This is a genomic window from Streptomyces sp. NPDC101490, from assembly GCF_044767145.1.
Classification (GTDB): domain Bacteria; phylum Actinomycetota; class Actinomycetes; order Streptomycetales; family Streptomycetaceae; genus Streptomyces.
On record NZ_JBIWNI010000003.1, the window covers coordinates 752,168 to 766,883 of the forward strand.

13 protein-coding genes are annotated in these 14,716 nt (G+C 73.3%); 3 read left to right on the plus strand and 10 right to left on the minus strand.

Annotated features, from left to right (window positions below; genetic code table 11):
• Positions 1-37: 37 nt before the first annotated feature.
• The 5 genes from ACIRQY_RS11055 to ACIRQY_RS11075 all read right to left on the minus strand — a co-directional run bounded on the left by ACIRQY_RS11055 (position 38) and on the right by ACIRQY_RS11075 (position 6,815).
• The gene (locus ACIRQY_RS11055) at positions 38-1,054 is read right to left on the minus strand and encodes an RNA polymerase sigma factor (protein WP_403923769.1); all 1,017 of its coding nucleotides are present in this window, start codon (positions 1,052-1,054) and stop codon (positions 38-40) included.
• A 118-nt stretch (positions 1,055-1,172) separates the two neighbouring features.
• On the minus strand, positions 1,173-3,062 hold the full coding sequence (gene dnaG / locus ACIRQY_RS11060) for a DNA primase (RefSeq protein ID WP_351789217.1): 1,890 nt from the start codon (positions 3,060-3,062) through the stop codon (positions 1,173-1,175).
• Between the two features lie 13 nt (positions 3,063-3,075).
• Positions 3,076-4,338, minus strand: coding sequence for an FAD-dependent oxidoreductase (locus ACIRQY_RS11065; protein WP_351789220.1), 1,263 nt, complete (start codon positions 4,336-4,338; stop codon positions 3,076-3,078).
• 165 nt (positions 4,339-4,503) lie between these two features.
• Entirely contained in the window at positions 4,504-5,958 is a 1,455-nt protein-coding gene (locus ACIRQY_RS11070; RefSeq protein WP_403923773.1) for a deoxyguanosinetriphosphate triphosphohydrolase, read from the minus strand.
• A 170-nt stretch (positions 5,959-6,128) separates the two neighbouring features.
• Positions 6,129-6,815, minus strand: coding sequence for a hypothetical protein (locus tag ACIRQY_RS11075; RefSeq protein WP_403923776.1), 687 nt, complete (start codon positions 6,813-6,815; stop codon positions 6,129-6,131).
• An 80-nt stretch (positions 6,816-6,895) separates the two neighbouring features.
• On the opposite strand from ACIRQY_RS11075, the gene ACIRQY_RS11080 reads away from it, so the two are divergent.
• Together ACIRQY_RS11080 and ACIRQY_RS11085 are read left to right on the plus strand one after the other, a co-directional pair.
• A complete protein-coding gene (locus tag ACIRQY_RS11080) occupies positions 6,896-7,618 on the plus strand; it encodes an aquaporin (RefSeq protein WP_403923779.1) in 723 nt (240 codons plus the stop codon).
• 44 nt (positions 7,619-7,662) lie between these two features.
• The gene (locus ACIRQY_RS11085; RefSeq protein ID WP_403923782.1) at positions 7,663-8,352 is read left to right on the plus strand and encodes a vancomycin high temperature exclusion protein; all 690 of its coding nucleotides are present in this window, start codon (positions 7,663-7,665) and stop codon (positions 8,350-8,352) included.
• Here ACIRQY_RS11085 and ACIRQY_RS11090 read toward each other — a convergent pair.
• From ACIRQY_RS11090 to ACIRQY_RS11110, 5 genes are read right to left on the minus strand one after another with little or no spacing between them, the layout of a single operon-like run.
• Entirely contained in the window at positions 8,332-8,724 is a 393-nt protein-coding gene (locus tag ACIRQY_RS11090; RefSeq protein WP_403923785.1) for a gamma-glutamylcyclotransferase family protein, read from the minus strand. The two genes, ACIRQY_RS11085 and ACIRQY_RS11090, sit on opposite strands and share 21 nt — an antisense overlap.
• Positions 8,721-9,047: a divalent-cation tolerance protein CutA gene (gene cutA / locus ACIRQY_RS11095; RefSeq protein WP_351789238.1), complete on the minus strand. Its 327-nt coding sequence runs from the start codon at positions 9,045-9,047 to the stop codon at positions 8,721-8,723. The genes ACIRQY_RS11090 and cutA overlap by 4 nt, the downstream gene beginning before the upstream one ends.
• Before the next feature lie 41 nt (positions 9,048-9,088).
• On the minus strand, positions 9,089-11,170 hold the full coding sequence (locus ACIRQY_RS11100) for an ABC transporter transmembrane domain-containing protein (RefSeq protein ID WP_403923788.1): 2,082 nt from the start codon (positions 11,168-11,170) through the stop codon (positions 9,089-9,091).
• Entirely contained in the window at positions 11,167-12,900 is a 1,734-nt protein-coding gene (locus tag ACIRQY_RS11105; RefSeq protein ID WP_403923790.1) for an ABC transporter ATP-binding protein, read from the minus strand. The genes ACIRQY_RS11100 and ACIRQY_RS11105 overlap by 4 nt, the downstream gene beginning before the upstream one ends.
• A 12-nt stretch (positions 12,901-12,912) precedes the next feature.
• Positions 12,913-13,548 (minus strand): NADPH-dependent FMN reductase, encoded by a 636-nt coding sequence (locus ACIRQY_RS11110; RefSeq protein ID WP_403923794.1) that lies wholly within the window; start codon positions 13,546-13,548, stop codon positions 12,913-12,915.
• Positions 13,549-13,743: 195 nt separating this feature from the next.
• Here ACIRQY_RS11110 and ACIRQY_RS11115 point away from each other — a divergent pair, with 195 nt between their 5' ends.
• The gene (locus ACIRQY_RS11115) at positions 13,744-14,511 is read left to right on the plus strand and encodes an aminotransferase class IV (RefSeq protein ID WP_403923796.1); all 768 of its coding nucleotides are present in this window, start codon (positions 13,744-13,746) and stop codon (positions 14,509-14,511) included.
• Positions 14,512-14,716: the final 205 nt, after the last annotated feature.

A 14,716-nucleotide genomic window follows, 5' to 3' on the forward strand; every position in this document is an offset into this window, starting at 1 on the left:
CCGCCGTCGGCCGTTCGGTCTCCGCCGTCGGCCCGTTTCAGTCGAGGTAGCCGCGCAGCTGGTCCGCGTAGGCGTGGTCGCGGAGTTTGCTGAGGGTCTTGGACTCGATCTGGCGGATGCGTTCCCGGGTGACACCGAAGATGCGGCCTATCTCCTCCAGGGTGCGGGGCCTGCCGTCGTCCAGGCCGTAGCGGAGCTGGACGACCTTCCGTTCGCGTTCGCCGAGGGTGGAGAGGACGTCCTCCAGGTGGCGGCGGAGCAGCAGGAACGCGGCCGACTCGACCGGGGAGGCGGCGTCGCCGTCCTCGATGAGGTCGCCGAGGGCCACGTCGTCCTCCTCGCCGACGGGGGCGTGCAGGGAGACGGGTTCCTGGGCGAGCCGCAGCACCTCGCCGACCCGTTCGGGCGGCAGGTCGAGCTGGGCGGCGACCTCCTCGGCGGTGGGCTCGTAGCCGCGTTCCTGGAGCATCCGGCGCTGGACGCGGATCACCCGGTTGATGAGTTCGACGACGTGGACGGGGACGCGGATGGTCCGTGCCTGGTCGGCCAGGGCGCGGGACATCGCCTGGCGGATCCACCAGGTGGCGTACGTGGAGAACTTGTAGCCCCGGGCGTAGTCGAACTTCTCGACGGCGCGGATGAGGCCGAGGTTGCCCTCCTGGACGAGGTCCAGCATGGTCAGGCCCCGGCCCACGTACCGTTTGGCGACGGAGACGACGAGGCGCAGGTTGGCCTCGATGAGCTTGCGTTTGGCGATCCGGCCGAGGACGACGATCCGGTCGAGGTCGCCCGCGAGCCGTGAGTCGAGGTCGGGGGTCCCGGTCAGCTTCTCCTCGGCGAACAGGCCGGCCTCGACCCGGCGGGCGAGGTCGACCTCCTCCTCGGCGGTGAGCAGCGGGATGCGTCCGATCTCGCGGAGGTACTGGCGGAACAGGTCCGAGGAGGGTGCGTTGCTCCCGGGGTCGGCGCGGCGGCGCGGGGGCGGCACCGCGGCTTCCTCCTCCGCGTCCTCGCCGGGTTCGGCCGGTTCCTGCGACACGGTCTGGGTGTGCACGGCGGGCGACCTCCAGGGAGGGGCGGAACGGCTCCGTCACCCAGTGTGGGGTACGACACATCGCCGCCACGAGGGGCGTGCGGTGACTTTTTGCCAGCGGTGCGTGACGGAACGTGCGTCAGAGGGCGGCGGCGCCGTTGTTCCGCAGGGACTGCTGGTACTGGGTCAGCACCCACAGCTCGCTCTCGGCGGCGGCCTGCCCCTCCATGTCGCGGTGGGCGCCGAGCCGGGCCATCGAGCCCTGGATCTCGCGGATGCGCCGTTCCACCGCGCGGAGCCGGACCGTGACGAGCTGGTCGCCCGCGTAGGCCTCGTCGACGGCCTTCGCGAAGATCGTCTCGACGGCGAGTTCGGTGACGAGGGCGCGGACCGTGTCGTTGGGCGCGGCCTGGCGGACGGTGTCGAGGTAGTCGGAGGGGGCGCCGGTGGCGCCGCCCGCGTCCTGGACGCACTGGCGGACGGCCGCGTACGGCGGGGCGGTGAACTCGTCGGCGCCGTACGCGTCGAAGGCCGGGGAGACCAGTTCGGGGCGCTGGAGGGCGAGCTTGAGCAGTTCGCGCTCGGTGCGGTGGGCGGGGCTGCGCAGGTTGAGCGCGGGCCCGGGGAGGACGGCGGGTGCCTCGATCTCGTACGCGTCGCGCCGCGAGGTCCTCGGGGTGGAGTCCTTGTCGCCGCCGCCGCGCTGCCAGCGGGCGACCCGGGCGACCCGGCGGACCACGAACTGGGTGTCGAGGAAGCCGACCAGGCCCGCGAGCTGGACGGCCACCCGGTGCTGGGTGGAGGGGTTCTTGAGCTTCGCGACGATCGGGGCGGCCTCGTCGAGGGCGGCGGCCTGGCCCGCCGGGGTCTCCAGGTCGTAGCGGTCCACGATCTGGCGGAGCGCGAACTCGAAGAGCGGGATGCGGGGCTCCGCGAGGTCGGCGACGGCCCCGTCGCCCTTGGCGAGCCGCAGGTCGCAGGGGTCCATGCCGTCGGGGGCGATGGCGATGTAGGTCTCGGCGGCGAACTTCTGGTCGTCCTCGAAGGCGCGCAGGGCGGCCTTCTGTCCGGCGGCGTCGCCGTCGAAGGTGAAGATGACGCGGGCCGAGCCGTTGTCCATGAGGAGCCTGCGGAGGATCTTGATGTGGTCGCCGCCGAAGGCGGTGCCGCAGGTGGCGATGGCGGTGGTGACCCCGGCGAGGTGGCAGGCCATGACGTCGGTGTAGCCCTCGACGACGACGGCGCGGCTGGCCTTGGCGATGTCCTTCTTCGCCAGGTCGATGCCGTAGAGCACCTGGGACTTCTTGTAGACCGGGGTCTCGGGGGTGTTGAGGTACTTGGGGCCGTTGTCGTCGTCGCGGAGCTTGCGGGCGCCGAATCCGACGATCTCGCCGCCGACGTCCCTGATCGGCCACATGAGGCGGCCCCGGAAGCGGTCTATGGGGCCCCGCCGGCCGTCCTGGGAGATCCCGGAGAGGATCAGTTCCTTGTCGGTGAAGCCCTTGCCGCGCAGGAAGCGGGTGAGGTGGTCCCAGCCCGCCGGGGAGTAGCCGACGCCGAAGTGCGCGGCGGCGGCCTGGTCGAAGCCGCGTTCGGCGAGGAACTTCCGTCCGATCTCGGCCTCGGGCGAGTCGAGTTGGTCGATGTAGAACTGGGCGGCGGCCTTGTGCGCCTCGATCAGACGGATGCGTTCGCCGCGCTGGTGGCCGGGGTTGTAGCCGCCCTCCTCGTACCGCAGGGTGATGCCCGCCTTGGCGGCGAGGCGCTCGACCGTCTCCGAGAAGGAGAGGTGGTCGATCTTCATCACGAACGCGATGGTGTCGCCGCCCTCCTGGCAGCCGAAGCAGTGGAAGAGTCCCTTGCCCGGGCTGACCTGGAAGGAGGGCGACTTCTCGTCGTGGAAGGGGCAGAGGCCCTTGAGGTTCCCGCCGCCCGCGTTGCGGAGCTGGAGGTACTCGGACACGACGGCGTCGATCGGGACCGCGTCCCGTACCGCCTTCACGTCGTCATCGTTGATCCTGCCTGCCACGCACAGAGTCTACCTACCGGACGAGGTCCTCCAGGGGGACGGAGGCGTCGGCGAGGGCGTCGGCGTCCACGCGCGTGCGGGCCCGGATGAGCCGCTGGATCGGCTCTGTGACGTCCCACACGTTCACGTTCATCCCGGCGAGGACCCGGCCCTCCTTGAGCCAGAAGGCGATGAACTCGCGCTTGCCGGTGTCGCCCCGGACGACGACCTGGTCGTACGAGCCGGGGGGCGCCCAGCCGGAGTACTCCATGCCCAGGTCGTACTGGTCGGTGAAGAAGTAGGGGACGCGGTCGTAGGAGACCTGCTGGCCCAGCATGGCGCGGGCGGCGACGGGTCCGCCGTTGAGGGCGTTGGCCCAGTGCTCGACGCGGAGCCGGGTGTGCAGGAGCGGGTGGTGGGCGGCGGCCACGTCCCCGGCGGCGAACACGTCGGGGTCGGAGGTGCGCAGCGACTCGTCGACGGCGATGCCGCCGCCGTCGGCCCGGTCGACGAGGGCGAGCCCGGCGTTCTCGGCGAGGGCGGTCCGGGGGGCGGCGCCGATCGCGGCGAGCACGGCGTGCGCCGGGTGCTCCTCGCCGTCGTCGGTGCGGACGGCGAGGACCATGCCGTCCTGGCCGATGATCTCGGTGAGCCGGGTGCCGAAGTGGAAGCGGACGCCCCGGTCGGTGTGCAGGTCGGCGAAGAGCTGGCCCAGCTCGGGTCCGAGGACCCGGTGCAGCGGGGTGGGGTCGGACTCGACGACGGTGACCTCGGCGCCGTAGCCGCGGGCGGCGGCGGCGACCTCCAGGCCGATCCAGCCCGCTCCGGCGATCACCAGGTGTCCGTTGTCCCGGCCGAGGCCGGCGAGGACCTGCCGGAGCCGGTCGGCGTGGGCGAGCCTGCGCAGGTGGTGGACGCCCGCCAGCTCGGTGCCGGGGACGTCGAGGCGGCGCGGTTCGGAGCCGGTGGCGAGGAGCAGCTTGTCGTAGCGGATGACGGTGCCGTCGCCGAGCCGGACGGTGCGGGCCTCGCGGTCGACGGCGGTGACGGGCTGCCCGAGGTGCAGCTCGATGTCGTTGCGGGCGTACCAGGCGGCCTCCTGCACGAAGACCGTGTCGCGTTCCTTGGCGCCGGTGAGGTAGCCCTTGGAGAGGGGCGGGCGTTCGTAGGGGTGATCGCGTTCGTCGCCGATGAGGATCACCCGGCCGTTGAACCCCTCGGCGCGCAGGGTCTCCGCCGCTCTGGCCCCTGCCAGGCCCCCGCCGACGATGACAAAGGTCTGATCTGCGTCGACCACGTCTTTCCTCCTCTTTGCGACCGGTTCCAACCTACGCCCCCGGGCGGGCGTCGGGCCGTACCGCCCCGGGGCGCCGCATGTGAGCGTCCCGCACCGGGGGTGGTGGCGGAAGAGGGCCGACCGGGGGCGCGTTCCGCCGAACGGCCCTGATCCGCGGAGCGCGGCTCAGCCGTGGTGCGGGCGGAGCCTGGTGTGGAGGGCGCGGGCGGAGGCGTCGGTGAGGGAGGCGATCTGGTCGACGATCACCCGCTTGCGGGCCCGGTCGTCGCGCGCCGCGTCGAACAGGGACCGGAACTGCGGTTCGAGGCCGTCGGGGGCGCGGGCGACGAGCGCCTCGGCCAGTTCGGCGACGACGATCCGCTGGTCGGCGCGGAGCGCCTCCTGTTCGGCGCGCTGCATGACGTACCGGTCGGCGACCGCCTTGAGGACGGCGCACTCGTTGCGCGCGGCGCGGGGGACGACAAGTTCGGCGCCGTACCGGGTGAGCGGCCCCGTCCCGTACTCCTCCCGGGTGGCGGTCTCGGCGGCGAGGCAGAAGCGGCCGATGAGCTGGCTGGTGGCGTCCTTCAGCCGTGCCTGGGCGACGGCGGAGCCGTCGTAGCCGTGCGGCCACCACTCCTGGTCCATGAGCCGGTCGAGGGCTTCGGCCAGTTCCTGGGGGTCGGTGTCCGCCGGTACGTAGCGGCCGACGGCGACGGCCCAGATGTCGGCCCGTTCGGGCTCGGCGAGGAGGAGGTTGGGGTCGATGTGCCCGGCGTGCAGCCCGTCCTCGAAGTCGTGCACCGAGTAGGCCACGTCGTCGGACCAGTCCATGACCTGGGCCTCGAAGCACTTGCGGTGGGCGGGCGCGCCGCTGCGGATCCAGGCGAAGACCGGCAGGTCGTCCTCGTAGACGCCGAACTTGGGCGAGCCGGGGTCCTCGGGGTGTCCGCCGCGCGTCCACGGGTACTTGGTGGCGGCGTCGAGGGTGGCCCGGGTGAGGTTGAGGCCGAGGCCGACCGGTCGGCCGTCGGCGTCCCGTACGAAGTGCTTGGGTTCGATGCGGGTGAGGAGGCGGAGCGACTGGGCGTTGCCCTCGAAGCCGCCGCAGTCCTGGGCGACCTCGTTGAGCGCCTGCTCGCCGTTGTGCCCGAAGGGCGGATGGCCCATGTCGTGGGAGAGGCAGGCGGCTTCGACGAGGTCGGGGTCGCAGCCGAGGGCGGCGCCCAGCTCGCGGCCGACCTGGGCGCACTCCAGGGAGTGGGTGAGCCGGGTGCGGGGGCTGGCGTCCCAGGCGTGGCCCCGGGTGCCGGGGGTGACGACCTGGGTCTTCCCGGCGAGCCTGCGGAGCGCGGCGGAGTGCAGCACACGGGCGCGGTCGCGCTGGAAGGCGGTGCGGCCCGGCCGTTTGTCGGGCTCGGCGGCCCAGCGCTCGGTGGCGGCGGTGTCGTAGCCGGGGGTGGCGGAGCGGCTCTCGGCGCCCCCGGGGGCGGCACCGGGGGTGCGGTCCGCGCGGTCCGTGCGGTCCGTGCGACCTGCGTGGGTCGTGCGGTCCTGGCGACCTGCGTGGCTCGTGCGGTCCTGGTGATCCGAGCGATCTGTGTGATCCGTGCGGTCCGTGCTGTGCTCGTTGCCTTCCATGCACCGAAGGTAACCGGCGGGACCGACACGAGGGGCCGTACGCAGGCGGCTCCCGTAGGGGACGACGGGGGCCGGGCGGGTGATCCGGGCGGCGCCCTCGGCCTCGGTCCCCGCCGTCTCCCGTCCCCGCCGTCCCTGCCGTCCCCACCGCCTCAGCCGCCTCAGCCGCCTCAGCCGTCCAGCCAGACCCGCAGGGGTCCCGTCCTCTCGAAGCCCGCCGCGAGGGCGGGGGGCAGGTCGTCGCCGGACTCGTAGCCGGCGACCGGCTTCGCCGGGTCCGTGAGGGCGAGGCAGCCGGCCCACACCCGGGCCGGGTCGGTGCCGTCGGCCGTGAAGAGGTTGGAGACCCCGGTGACGGCGGTGCTCGCGCTGAGGACGGCGCCGCCGAGGAGGCGTCCGTCGGGGCCGTGTCCCACGACGAGGGTCGTCGCGGGGTGGTCCAGGAGTCCGGGGCGGAACAGCGCCGCCTCCTCCGGGTCCCCCCCGCTCCAGGCGAGCGCCCAGTCGGCCAGCTCCCGGGCGGTGGTGACGGACCGCCAGTCGCCGTCGGCCGGGGGCAACGGGAGACCGGCCGGGCGGTGGATCCAGTCGGCCTCGAAGAGGAGGCGGAAGCCCTCGGCCGTGAGGTCGAGCCGGGCGTGGCTGTCCTTGACCGAGGCGCCGGGGGCCGTGCGGTCGATTCCGGCCAGGACGTCCCCGGCGGTGGCGTCCTGAGTGAGCGTCACCGCGTCGGGGTAGTACAGCGGGGTGCGGCGGGGACTGGTCCAGGCCCGGGGCCCGAAGGTGCCGGAGATCCCGTGGGCGGCGCACATCGCCTGGCACCACTCGGCGTTGTTGTGGATCGCGTCGTCGATCATGGCGGGATCGTACGATCCTGTTCGATTTCCTTGCACGCTGTTTACTCCCCGATTCCATTCAGCGGAATACCTTTTCCGCCATGAGAATGTCTCCGCCCGCGCTCCACCGGCGTGTCCTGGCCGAGTTCATCGGCACCGGCGCCCTCGTCGCCGTCATCGTCGGCTCCGGCATCCGCGCCGACCTCCTGAGCCACGACCTCGGCGTCCGGCTGCTCGCCAACGCCGCCGCCTCCGCGATCGGCCTCGGGCTGATCATCGCGCTCCTCGGGCCGCTCTCCGGCGCCCATCTCAACCCCGTCGTGACGCTCACCGAGTGGTGGACCACCCGCCCCGAGGGCGGCGGCCGGGACGTCGCCGCCTATGTCGCCGCCCAGTTCGCCGGGGCCGTCGCGGGCGCGCTGCTCGCCGAGGCGATGTTCGGGCGACGGCCCGTCACCTGGTCCACCGCCTCGCTCTCGGCACCCCATCTGCTCCTCGGCGAGTTCGTCGCCACCGCCGGACTCGTCCTCCTCGTGCAGGGCCTGCGGCACATCGGACGCTCCTCCCTCGCCCCCGTCGCGGTCGCCGGATACATCGGCGCGGCCATCTGGTTCACCTCCTCCGGGTCCTACGCCAACCCGGCGGCCACCGTCGGCCGCGCGTTCACCGACTCCTTCACCGGCATAGCCCCTTCCTCCGTCCCGGGCTTCGTCGGCGCGCAACTGCTCGGGGGCGCGGCCGGGGTACTCCTCGCCGGTGTGTTGTACGGAACAAGCCGGGCGTCCGGCGAACCGAATCCGGCCGGATCACGTCGGACCGGGTGACAGCACACCCCTTCGACACCCTTCGAACAGCAGGAGGCTCCCCCATGCCGGTCCGGCTCCCCCGGCTCCTCCCCCGCACCACCCGGGCCAGGCGCCGTACCGTCCAGGCCGTGATGGCGGCCTCGGTCCTCGCCCTCCTCCCGGTCACCTGGCTGCACACCACCGCCGCCGGGAAGCTGCGGACGACCGCCGACGTGCCCGCCAGGGACGTCGGCGTCGTGTTCGGCGCCGGACTGTGGAAGGGGCGCCCCACCCCGTACCTCGCGCACCGGCTCGACACCGCCGCCGAGCTGTACCGGACGGGCAAGGTGCGGGTCCTCCTGGTCACCGGCGACAACAGCAGGACCTCGTACGACGAGCCCAGCGCGATGCGCGTCTACCTGACCGCGCGCGGGGTGCCCGACGACCGGATCGTCAGCGACTACGCCGGTTTCGACACCTGGGACTCCTGCGTCCGCGCCCGGAAGGTCTTCGGGGTCGACCGGGCCGTGCTCGTCACCCAGGACTTCCACATCAAGCGGGCGGTGGCGCTCTGCAGCCGGGCGGGCGTCGACGCCCTGGGGGTCGGGGTGCCCGAACCCCACGACGACACCTGGTACTACGGCACCACCCGGGAGCTGTTCGCCGCGGGCAAGGCGGCCCTTGACGCCGGTCTGCGGCCCGACCCGCACTTCCTCGGCCCCGAGGAGAAGGGCGTCACCGAGGCGCTGGCCTCACCCGCCGCCCGCCGGTGAGCGCCGGAACCAGTCGCCGGAGGCGATGAGCGGGCCGAGCGGGGTGCCGGGGGCGGCGAGGTAGACCCACGCGCGCGCGGCGCCGCCGTCCCCGACCCGCAGCACCTCGCGGGCGACCCGCTCGTACCCGGCGTCGCCCTCCACCCGGTCCAGCGCGCCGAGCAGTCCCGCGTACTCCCCGGGTCCGGCCGTCACCAGGGTGCCGACGACGGTTCCCGCGCCGGGCACGGCGTACGGATAGCCGGGGCCGTCGTGCAGCAGCGCCCCCGGCAGCCGGGCCGCCTCCTCCGCCCCGGTGCGCCCGAGGAGGAACCGGTCGTGGTTGTACGCGCCCGGGCGCAGCGTCCCGTAGACGAAGAACGGCAGGGTCACGGGGCGCTGGTCTCCTCGGCGAGCCAGGCGAGATAGGCGGCGGAGGCCCGGACGACGGGGGTGGCGAGGATCTCCGGGGTGTCGTAGTCGTGGGCGGCGAGGAGATGGGCCTCCAGGGCCTCGTACCGGTGCTCCGTGGTCTTCAGGAGGACCTGCCACTCCTCGGTGGTCTCGACGGCCCGCTGCCAGTGGTAGACGGAGGTCACGGGTCCCGAGACCTGGCCGCAGGCGGCGAGCCTGGCCTCGACGGCGCCCCGGGCGAGGGCCTCGGCCTTCTCGCGGCTGTCGGTGGTCGTGAGGACGGTGAGGGCGTGTGTGGTCACGTCCTCACCGTAGCCCGCGCGCGGCTCCCCGCGCGGTTGCCTCACACCGTCGCGAACTGGGCCTCGTGCAGGCGGGCGTAGGCGCCCCGGGCCGCGAGGAGTTCCTCGTGGGTGCCCTGCTCGGCGATCGAGCCGTTCTCCATCACCAGGATCACGTCCGCGTCCCGGACCGTGGAGAGCCGGTGGGCGACGACGAAGCTCGTGCGGCCCGCGCGGAGCGCGTTCATGCCCTGCTGGACGAGGAGTTCGGTCCGGGTGTCGACGGAGCTGGTGGCTTCGTCGAGGACCAGGATCACCGGGTCGGAGAGGAACGCGCGGGCCAGGGTGACGAGTTGCTTCTCGCCCGCGCTGAGGCCCCCGCCGTCCTCGTCGAGGCGGGTGTCGTAGCCCTCGGGCAGGGTGCGGACGAACCGGTCGGCGTGCGCGGCGCGGGCCGCCGCCACGACCCGTTCCCGCGAGACCTCGCCGGGCGCCCCGTACGCGATGTTGTCGGCGATGGTCCCGCCGAACAGCCAGGTGTCCTGGAGGACCATGCCGATGCCGGAGCGCAGTTCCTCCCGGGTCATCGCCGCCGTGTCGACGCCGTCGAGGGAGATCCGGCCGCCGGTCACCTCGTGGAACCTGGGGAGCAGGTTGACCAGGGTCGTCTTGCCCGCCCCCGTGGGGCCGACGATCGCGACCGTGCTGCCGGGCCGGACGGTGAGCGAGAGGTCCTCGATGAGCGGCCTGCCCTCCTCGTACCGGAAGGCCACCTTCTCGAAGGAGACCTCGCCGCGGAGTTCGGCGGGCCGCCTCGGTGCGGCCGGGTCCGGGCTCTCCTCGTCGGCGTCGAGGAGGTCGAAGACCCGCTCGGCGGAGGCCACCCCGGACTGGAGGAGGTTGGCCATCGCGGCGACCTGGGTGATCGGGCCGTTGAACTCGTACGAGTACTGGATGAAGGCCTGCACGTCACCGACGGACAGGGTGCCGCTCGCCACCCGCAGTCCGCCGACGACGGCGATGGCGACGTAGTTCAGATTGCCGACGAAGGTCAGCGCGGGCTGGATGAAGCCGGACACGAACTGGGCGCGGAAGCCCGCCCGGTACAGCTCCTCGCCCAGTTCGTCGAAGCGGCGCACGGCCTCGTCGCGGCGGCCGAAGGAGACGACCTCGGTGTGTCCGGTGATCATCTCCTCGACATGGCTGCCGAGCTTGCCGGTGACCGCCCACTGCTTCACGAACTGCGGCTGGGCGCGCCGCCCGACGAGGGCGGCGACGAGGACCGAGACGGGCACGGTGGCGAGGGCGACGAGGGCGAGCAGCGGCGAGATCCAGAACATCATCGCGAGGACGCCGAACAGGGTCAGGACGGCCCTGATCATCTGGCTGAGGGCCTGCTGGAGGGTCTGGGTGACGTTGTCGATGTCGTTGGTGGTGCGGGAGATGACCTCGCCGCGCGACTGCCGGTCGAGATAGGTGAGGGGCAGCCTCGCCAGCTTGTGCTGGGCCCGCTCGCGGAGCCGGTGCCCGGCCCGCTGGACGACGGTGGTGGCGATCCGGAGCTGGATCCAGGTGAAGAGGGCCGAGCCCGCGACCACCAGGACGGAGAGGGCGAGGACCCGGCCGACGGCGGCGAAGTCGACCCCGGCGGGGCCGGTGGCCCCGGAGACGACGAGGTCGGTGGCGCGGCCGAGGAGGAGCGGGCCGAGGACGGAGAGGAGGACGGCCGTGGCGCCCGCGGCGAGGACGGCGAGGAGGAGGGCCCGGTCGGGGGCGAGGGTGCGCAGGAGCCGGAGCCCGGAGGCCCGGAAGGAGAGGGAACGTTCCTGGACGGCGGCGGCGGGGACACCGGGGCCGCGCTGCTGGGGGGAGGGGCCGGTACGGGCGGGTGCGGTCGAGACGGGGCCGGGGGGCTTGTCGGTGGGGCGCGGGGCGGCTGACTGCGGGGTGCTGGGGCGCGGGGCGGTGGGGCTCTTCCTTGTGGGGTTCTCGCCGGTCAGGGGCTTGTCGGTGGGCCGCTGGCCGGTGGTGCGGGTGGGGTCGGTGGTGGTGGTGCGGATGGGGTCGGTGGTGGTGCGGGTGGGGTCGCCGTTCCGGCCGGGGGGTTCCTCCGTCGCCGGGTTCTCCGTGGTGGATGGGTTCATGCCGCTTCCTCCTCGGTGAGCTGCGAGAGGACGATCTCCCGGTAGGTGGCGTTGTCCCGCATCAGGGACGTGTGGGTGCCGGTGCCGACGTTCCGGCCCCGGTCGAGGACGACGATCCGGTCGGCCTCGCGGATGGTGGAGACCCGCTGGGCGACGATCACGACGGTCGCGCCCGCCGTCTCCTCGCGCAGGGCCTCGCGGAGCCGGGCGTCCGTACGGGGGTCGAGCGCGGAGAAGGAGTCGTCGAAGAGGTAGAGCCGGGGGCGGGCGACGAGGACCCGGGCGATGGCGAGGCGTTGCCGCTGCCCGCCGGAGAAGTTCGTGCCGCCCTGGGAGACCGGCGCGTCGAGCCCGTCCCCCGACTCCCGTACGAAGTCGGCCGCCTGGGCGACCTCCAGGGCGTGCCAGAGCTCCTCGTCGCTCGCGCCGGGCCTGCCGTAGCGGAGGTTCGTCGCGACCGTGCCGGAGAAGAGGTACGGCTTCTGCGGGACGAGTCCGACCGTCCTCGCCATCAGTGCCGGGTCGAGCCGCCGGACGTCGACGCCGTCGACCAGCACCTCGCCGCCCGCCGTGTCGAAGAGCCGGGGCACGAGTCCGAGGAGGGTCGACTTGCCGCTGCCGGTCGAGCCCACGATCGCGGTCGTCTCGCCGGGCCGGGCGACGAGACCCACGTCCGTGAGGACGGGCTCCTCCGCGCCCGGGTACCGGAAGCCCGCGCCCCGCACCTCCAGCTCCCCCCGGCCGTCCGCGGTCCGCACCGGATCGGCCGGCGGGACCACCGAGGAACGGGTGTCGAGCACCTCGCGGACGCGCTCGGCGCCCGCCTCCGCCCGGGGCATGTTCATCAGGAGGAAGAGGACCATCATCACGGACATCGCGGTCTGGAGCAGATAGCCGAGGAAGGCGACGAGCCCGCCCGGCTGGAGCGTGCCGGAGTCGATGCGGTGGGCGCCGACGTACACCAGGGCGACGGTCGCGAGCTCCCAGACGATCAGCACCGTCGGGTACATCAGGGCCTGGAGCCGGCCCGCCCGGAGGCCGACGGAGAGCAGTTCGTCGTTGGCGGCGCCGAACCGCTCCCTCTCGTACCGGTCGCGGACGAAGGCACGGACCACCCGGACGCCGGTGATCTGCTCGCGCAGCACCCGGTTGGCGCCGTCGACGCGCTCCTGCATCCCCCGGAACAGCGGCCGCATCCGCAGCACGATCGTGCCGACGGCCCCGGTCATCACGGGCACGAAGAGCAGCAGGACCACGGCGAGCGGCACGTCCTGGCGCAGGGCCATGACGATCCCGCCGACGCACAGGAGCGGCGCGGCGACCAGCATGGTCAGGACCATGACGGTGAACGTCTGGATCTGCTGGACGTCGTTGGTCGTACGGGTGATGAGGGAGGCGGCCCCGAACCGGCCCCGCTCCCGGACGGAGAACTCCTGGACCCGGCGGAAGACCTCGGAGCGCAGGTCACGGGCGACGCCCATGGCGATCCTCGCCCCGGTGTAGGTGGCGGCGGCCGCGACCACCGCCTGGAGCAGGGTGACGGCGATCATCACGGCGCCGCCGCTGAGGACCCGGTCGGTGTCCCCGCGCAGGACTCCCTCGTCGATGACACCCGCGTTGAGGGTGGGCAGGGCGAGGGAGGCCAGCGTCTGGACGAGCTGGAGGACGACCAGGAGCACGAGGAGCCGCCGGTGGGGCCGGAGGCGGGGAACGAGCAGTCGCAGAAGCATCGGCCCGGGCCCTCACGCGCCGTAGGGGCGGACGGCCTTGGCGTCCCGGAGGGCGTGTCCCCACCAGGCGAGCTGGTCGAGGAGGGCCTTGGCCGCGGCCTCGGCGCCCGCCGGGTCCTTGTGCCGCCCGTCCTCGTCGAACTGGCTGTGGGCGTGCGGGAAGGAGACGGTGTCGCGGATGGTGACGGAGTGCATCTCGGCGTAGACCTGGCGGAGTTGCTCGACGGCCCGCAGGCCGCCGGAGATGCCGCCGTAGGAGACGAAGGCGACGGGCTTCGCCTGCCACTCGGTGTAGTGCCGGTCGATGAGGTTCTTGAGGGAGGCGGGGAAGGAGTGGTTGTACTCGGGGGTGACGACGACGAAGGCGTCGGCGGCGGCCAGCACGGGGCTGACCTTGGCGAGTTCGGCGAGGACGGCCGGAGAGGGCTCGTACGAGAGGGCGGTGGGGAGGTCGAGGTCGACGAGGTCGACGACGGTGACGGAGAAGTCATCGCGTTCGGCGAGGTGGGAGAGGAACCAGTCGGCGACGACCGGGGCGAAGCGGCCTTCGCGGTCGCTGGCGACGACGAGGGCGAGCGCGAGGGGCGCGGGGGTGGTGGTGACGGGAGCGGCGGTGACGGATGCCGTGACGGCGTTCGTGATGTCCATGGAGAGGATGGTGGTACCTCAAGCTTGCTTGAGGTCAAGTACCGAATCTCCACTCCCCTCCCGAACGGCCTTCTGGTGAAGGCGTGGTGGGGTTCCGGTGGTACGAGCTTCCCTGATCGCGCCCCCGCCGCGCGGGCCCGGTCTCGGCCCCCGGCACCCCGGCCGCGCGGGGAGCGGCGGCCGTACCGTGGGGGCATGACGACTCCGCCCGAACACATCGAGATCGACGGCGCACCGGCTGCCGACCCCGCACTGCTCGCCACCCTCATGAACGGTTTCGGTCACTTCACGGCGATGCAGGTACGGGACGGGCGGGTGAGGGGCCTCGGCGCGCACCTCGCCCGGCTCGACCGCTCCACCCGTGAACTGTTCGACCGGGAACTGCCCGGCGGGCGGGTCCGCGAGCTGATCGCGAGCGCCCTGGCGGCGGCCGGACGGCGGGACGCCTCGGTGCGGGTGTACGTGTACGGGGGCGCCCGGGTCGCGGTGACCGTCGCCCTGCCCGCACCCGACGGGCCGGGCGCGCCGCAGCGCCTGACGGCCGTGGACTACTGGCGTCCGGCCGCGCACATCAAGCACCTGGGCGGCTTCGGGCAGGCCTACCACCGGGCGGAGGCCCTGCGGGCCGGTTACGACGAGGCGCTGCTCACCTCGCCGCTCGGCGAGATCTCCGAGGGGGCGATCAGCAACATCGCCTTCTGGGACGGGACTTCGCTGGTCTGGCCGTCGGCCCCGTGCCTTGAGGGCATCACCATGACCCTGCTCTCGGGCGCCCTGGAGTCGGTCCGGCGCCCGGTGACCCGGGCCGATCTGCCGGGCTACCGGGCCGCCCTGGTGACCAACGCCCGGGTCATCGCGCCGGTGACCGCGATCGACGGGACCGGGTTCGCGGTCGACGAGGAGCTGATGGCCCGGGTGCGCGCGGCCTACGACGCGGTGGAGGCGGAGGCGGTGGCGGGCTGACGCGGCGGGGGCGGAGACCGCCGGGCGCGACCGAAGGCGTGGGGGGGGCCGGAGACCGCCGGGCGCGATCAAGGCCGTGGGGGGAGGCCACCGGACGCGGCCGAGGGCGTGGGGGCGGAAACCGCCGGGTGTGATCAAGGCCGTGGAGGTCCGGCGCCCGGAGCGCCGGAACACGGGGTAGCGGCGTCACCCCGGGGGTACGTCG

Bases quoted from the DNA above. Each gene is read 5' to 3' on its own strand.
- ACIRQY_RS11070 (WP_403923773.1), bottom strand. From the start codon at position 5,958: ATGGAAGGCAACGAGCACAGCACGGACCGCACGGATCACACAGATCGC.
- ACIRQY_RS11075 (WP_403923776.1), bottom strand. From the start codon at position 6,815: ATGATCGACGACGCGATCCACAACAACGCCGAGTGGTGCCAGGCGATG.
- ACIRQY_RS11080 (WP_403923779.1), top strand. From the start codon at position 6,896: ATGAGAATGTCTCCGCCCGCGCTCCACCGGCGTGTCCTGGCCGAGTTC.
- ACIRQY_RS11085 (WP_403923782.1), top strand. From the start codon at position 7,663: ATGCCGGTCCGGCTCCCCCGGCTCCTCCCCCGCACCACCCGGGCCAGG.
- ACIRQY_RS11100 (WP_403923788.1), bottom strand. From the start codon at position 11,170: ATGAACCCATCCACCACGGAGAACCCGGCGACGGAGGAACCCCCCGGC.
- ACIRQY_RS11105 (WP_403923790.1), bottom strand. From the start codon at position 12,900: ATGCTTCTGCGACTGCTCGTTCCCCGCCTCCGGCCCCACCGGCGGCTC.
- ACIRQY_RS11110 (WP_403923794.1), bottom strand. From the start codon at position 13,548: ATGGACATCACGAACGCCGTCACGGCATCCGTCACCGCCGCTCCCGTC.
- ACIRQY_RS11115 (WP_403923796.1), top strand. From the start codon at position 13,744: ATGACGACTCCGCCCGAACACATCGAGATCGACGGCGCACCGGCTGCC.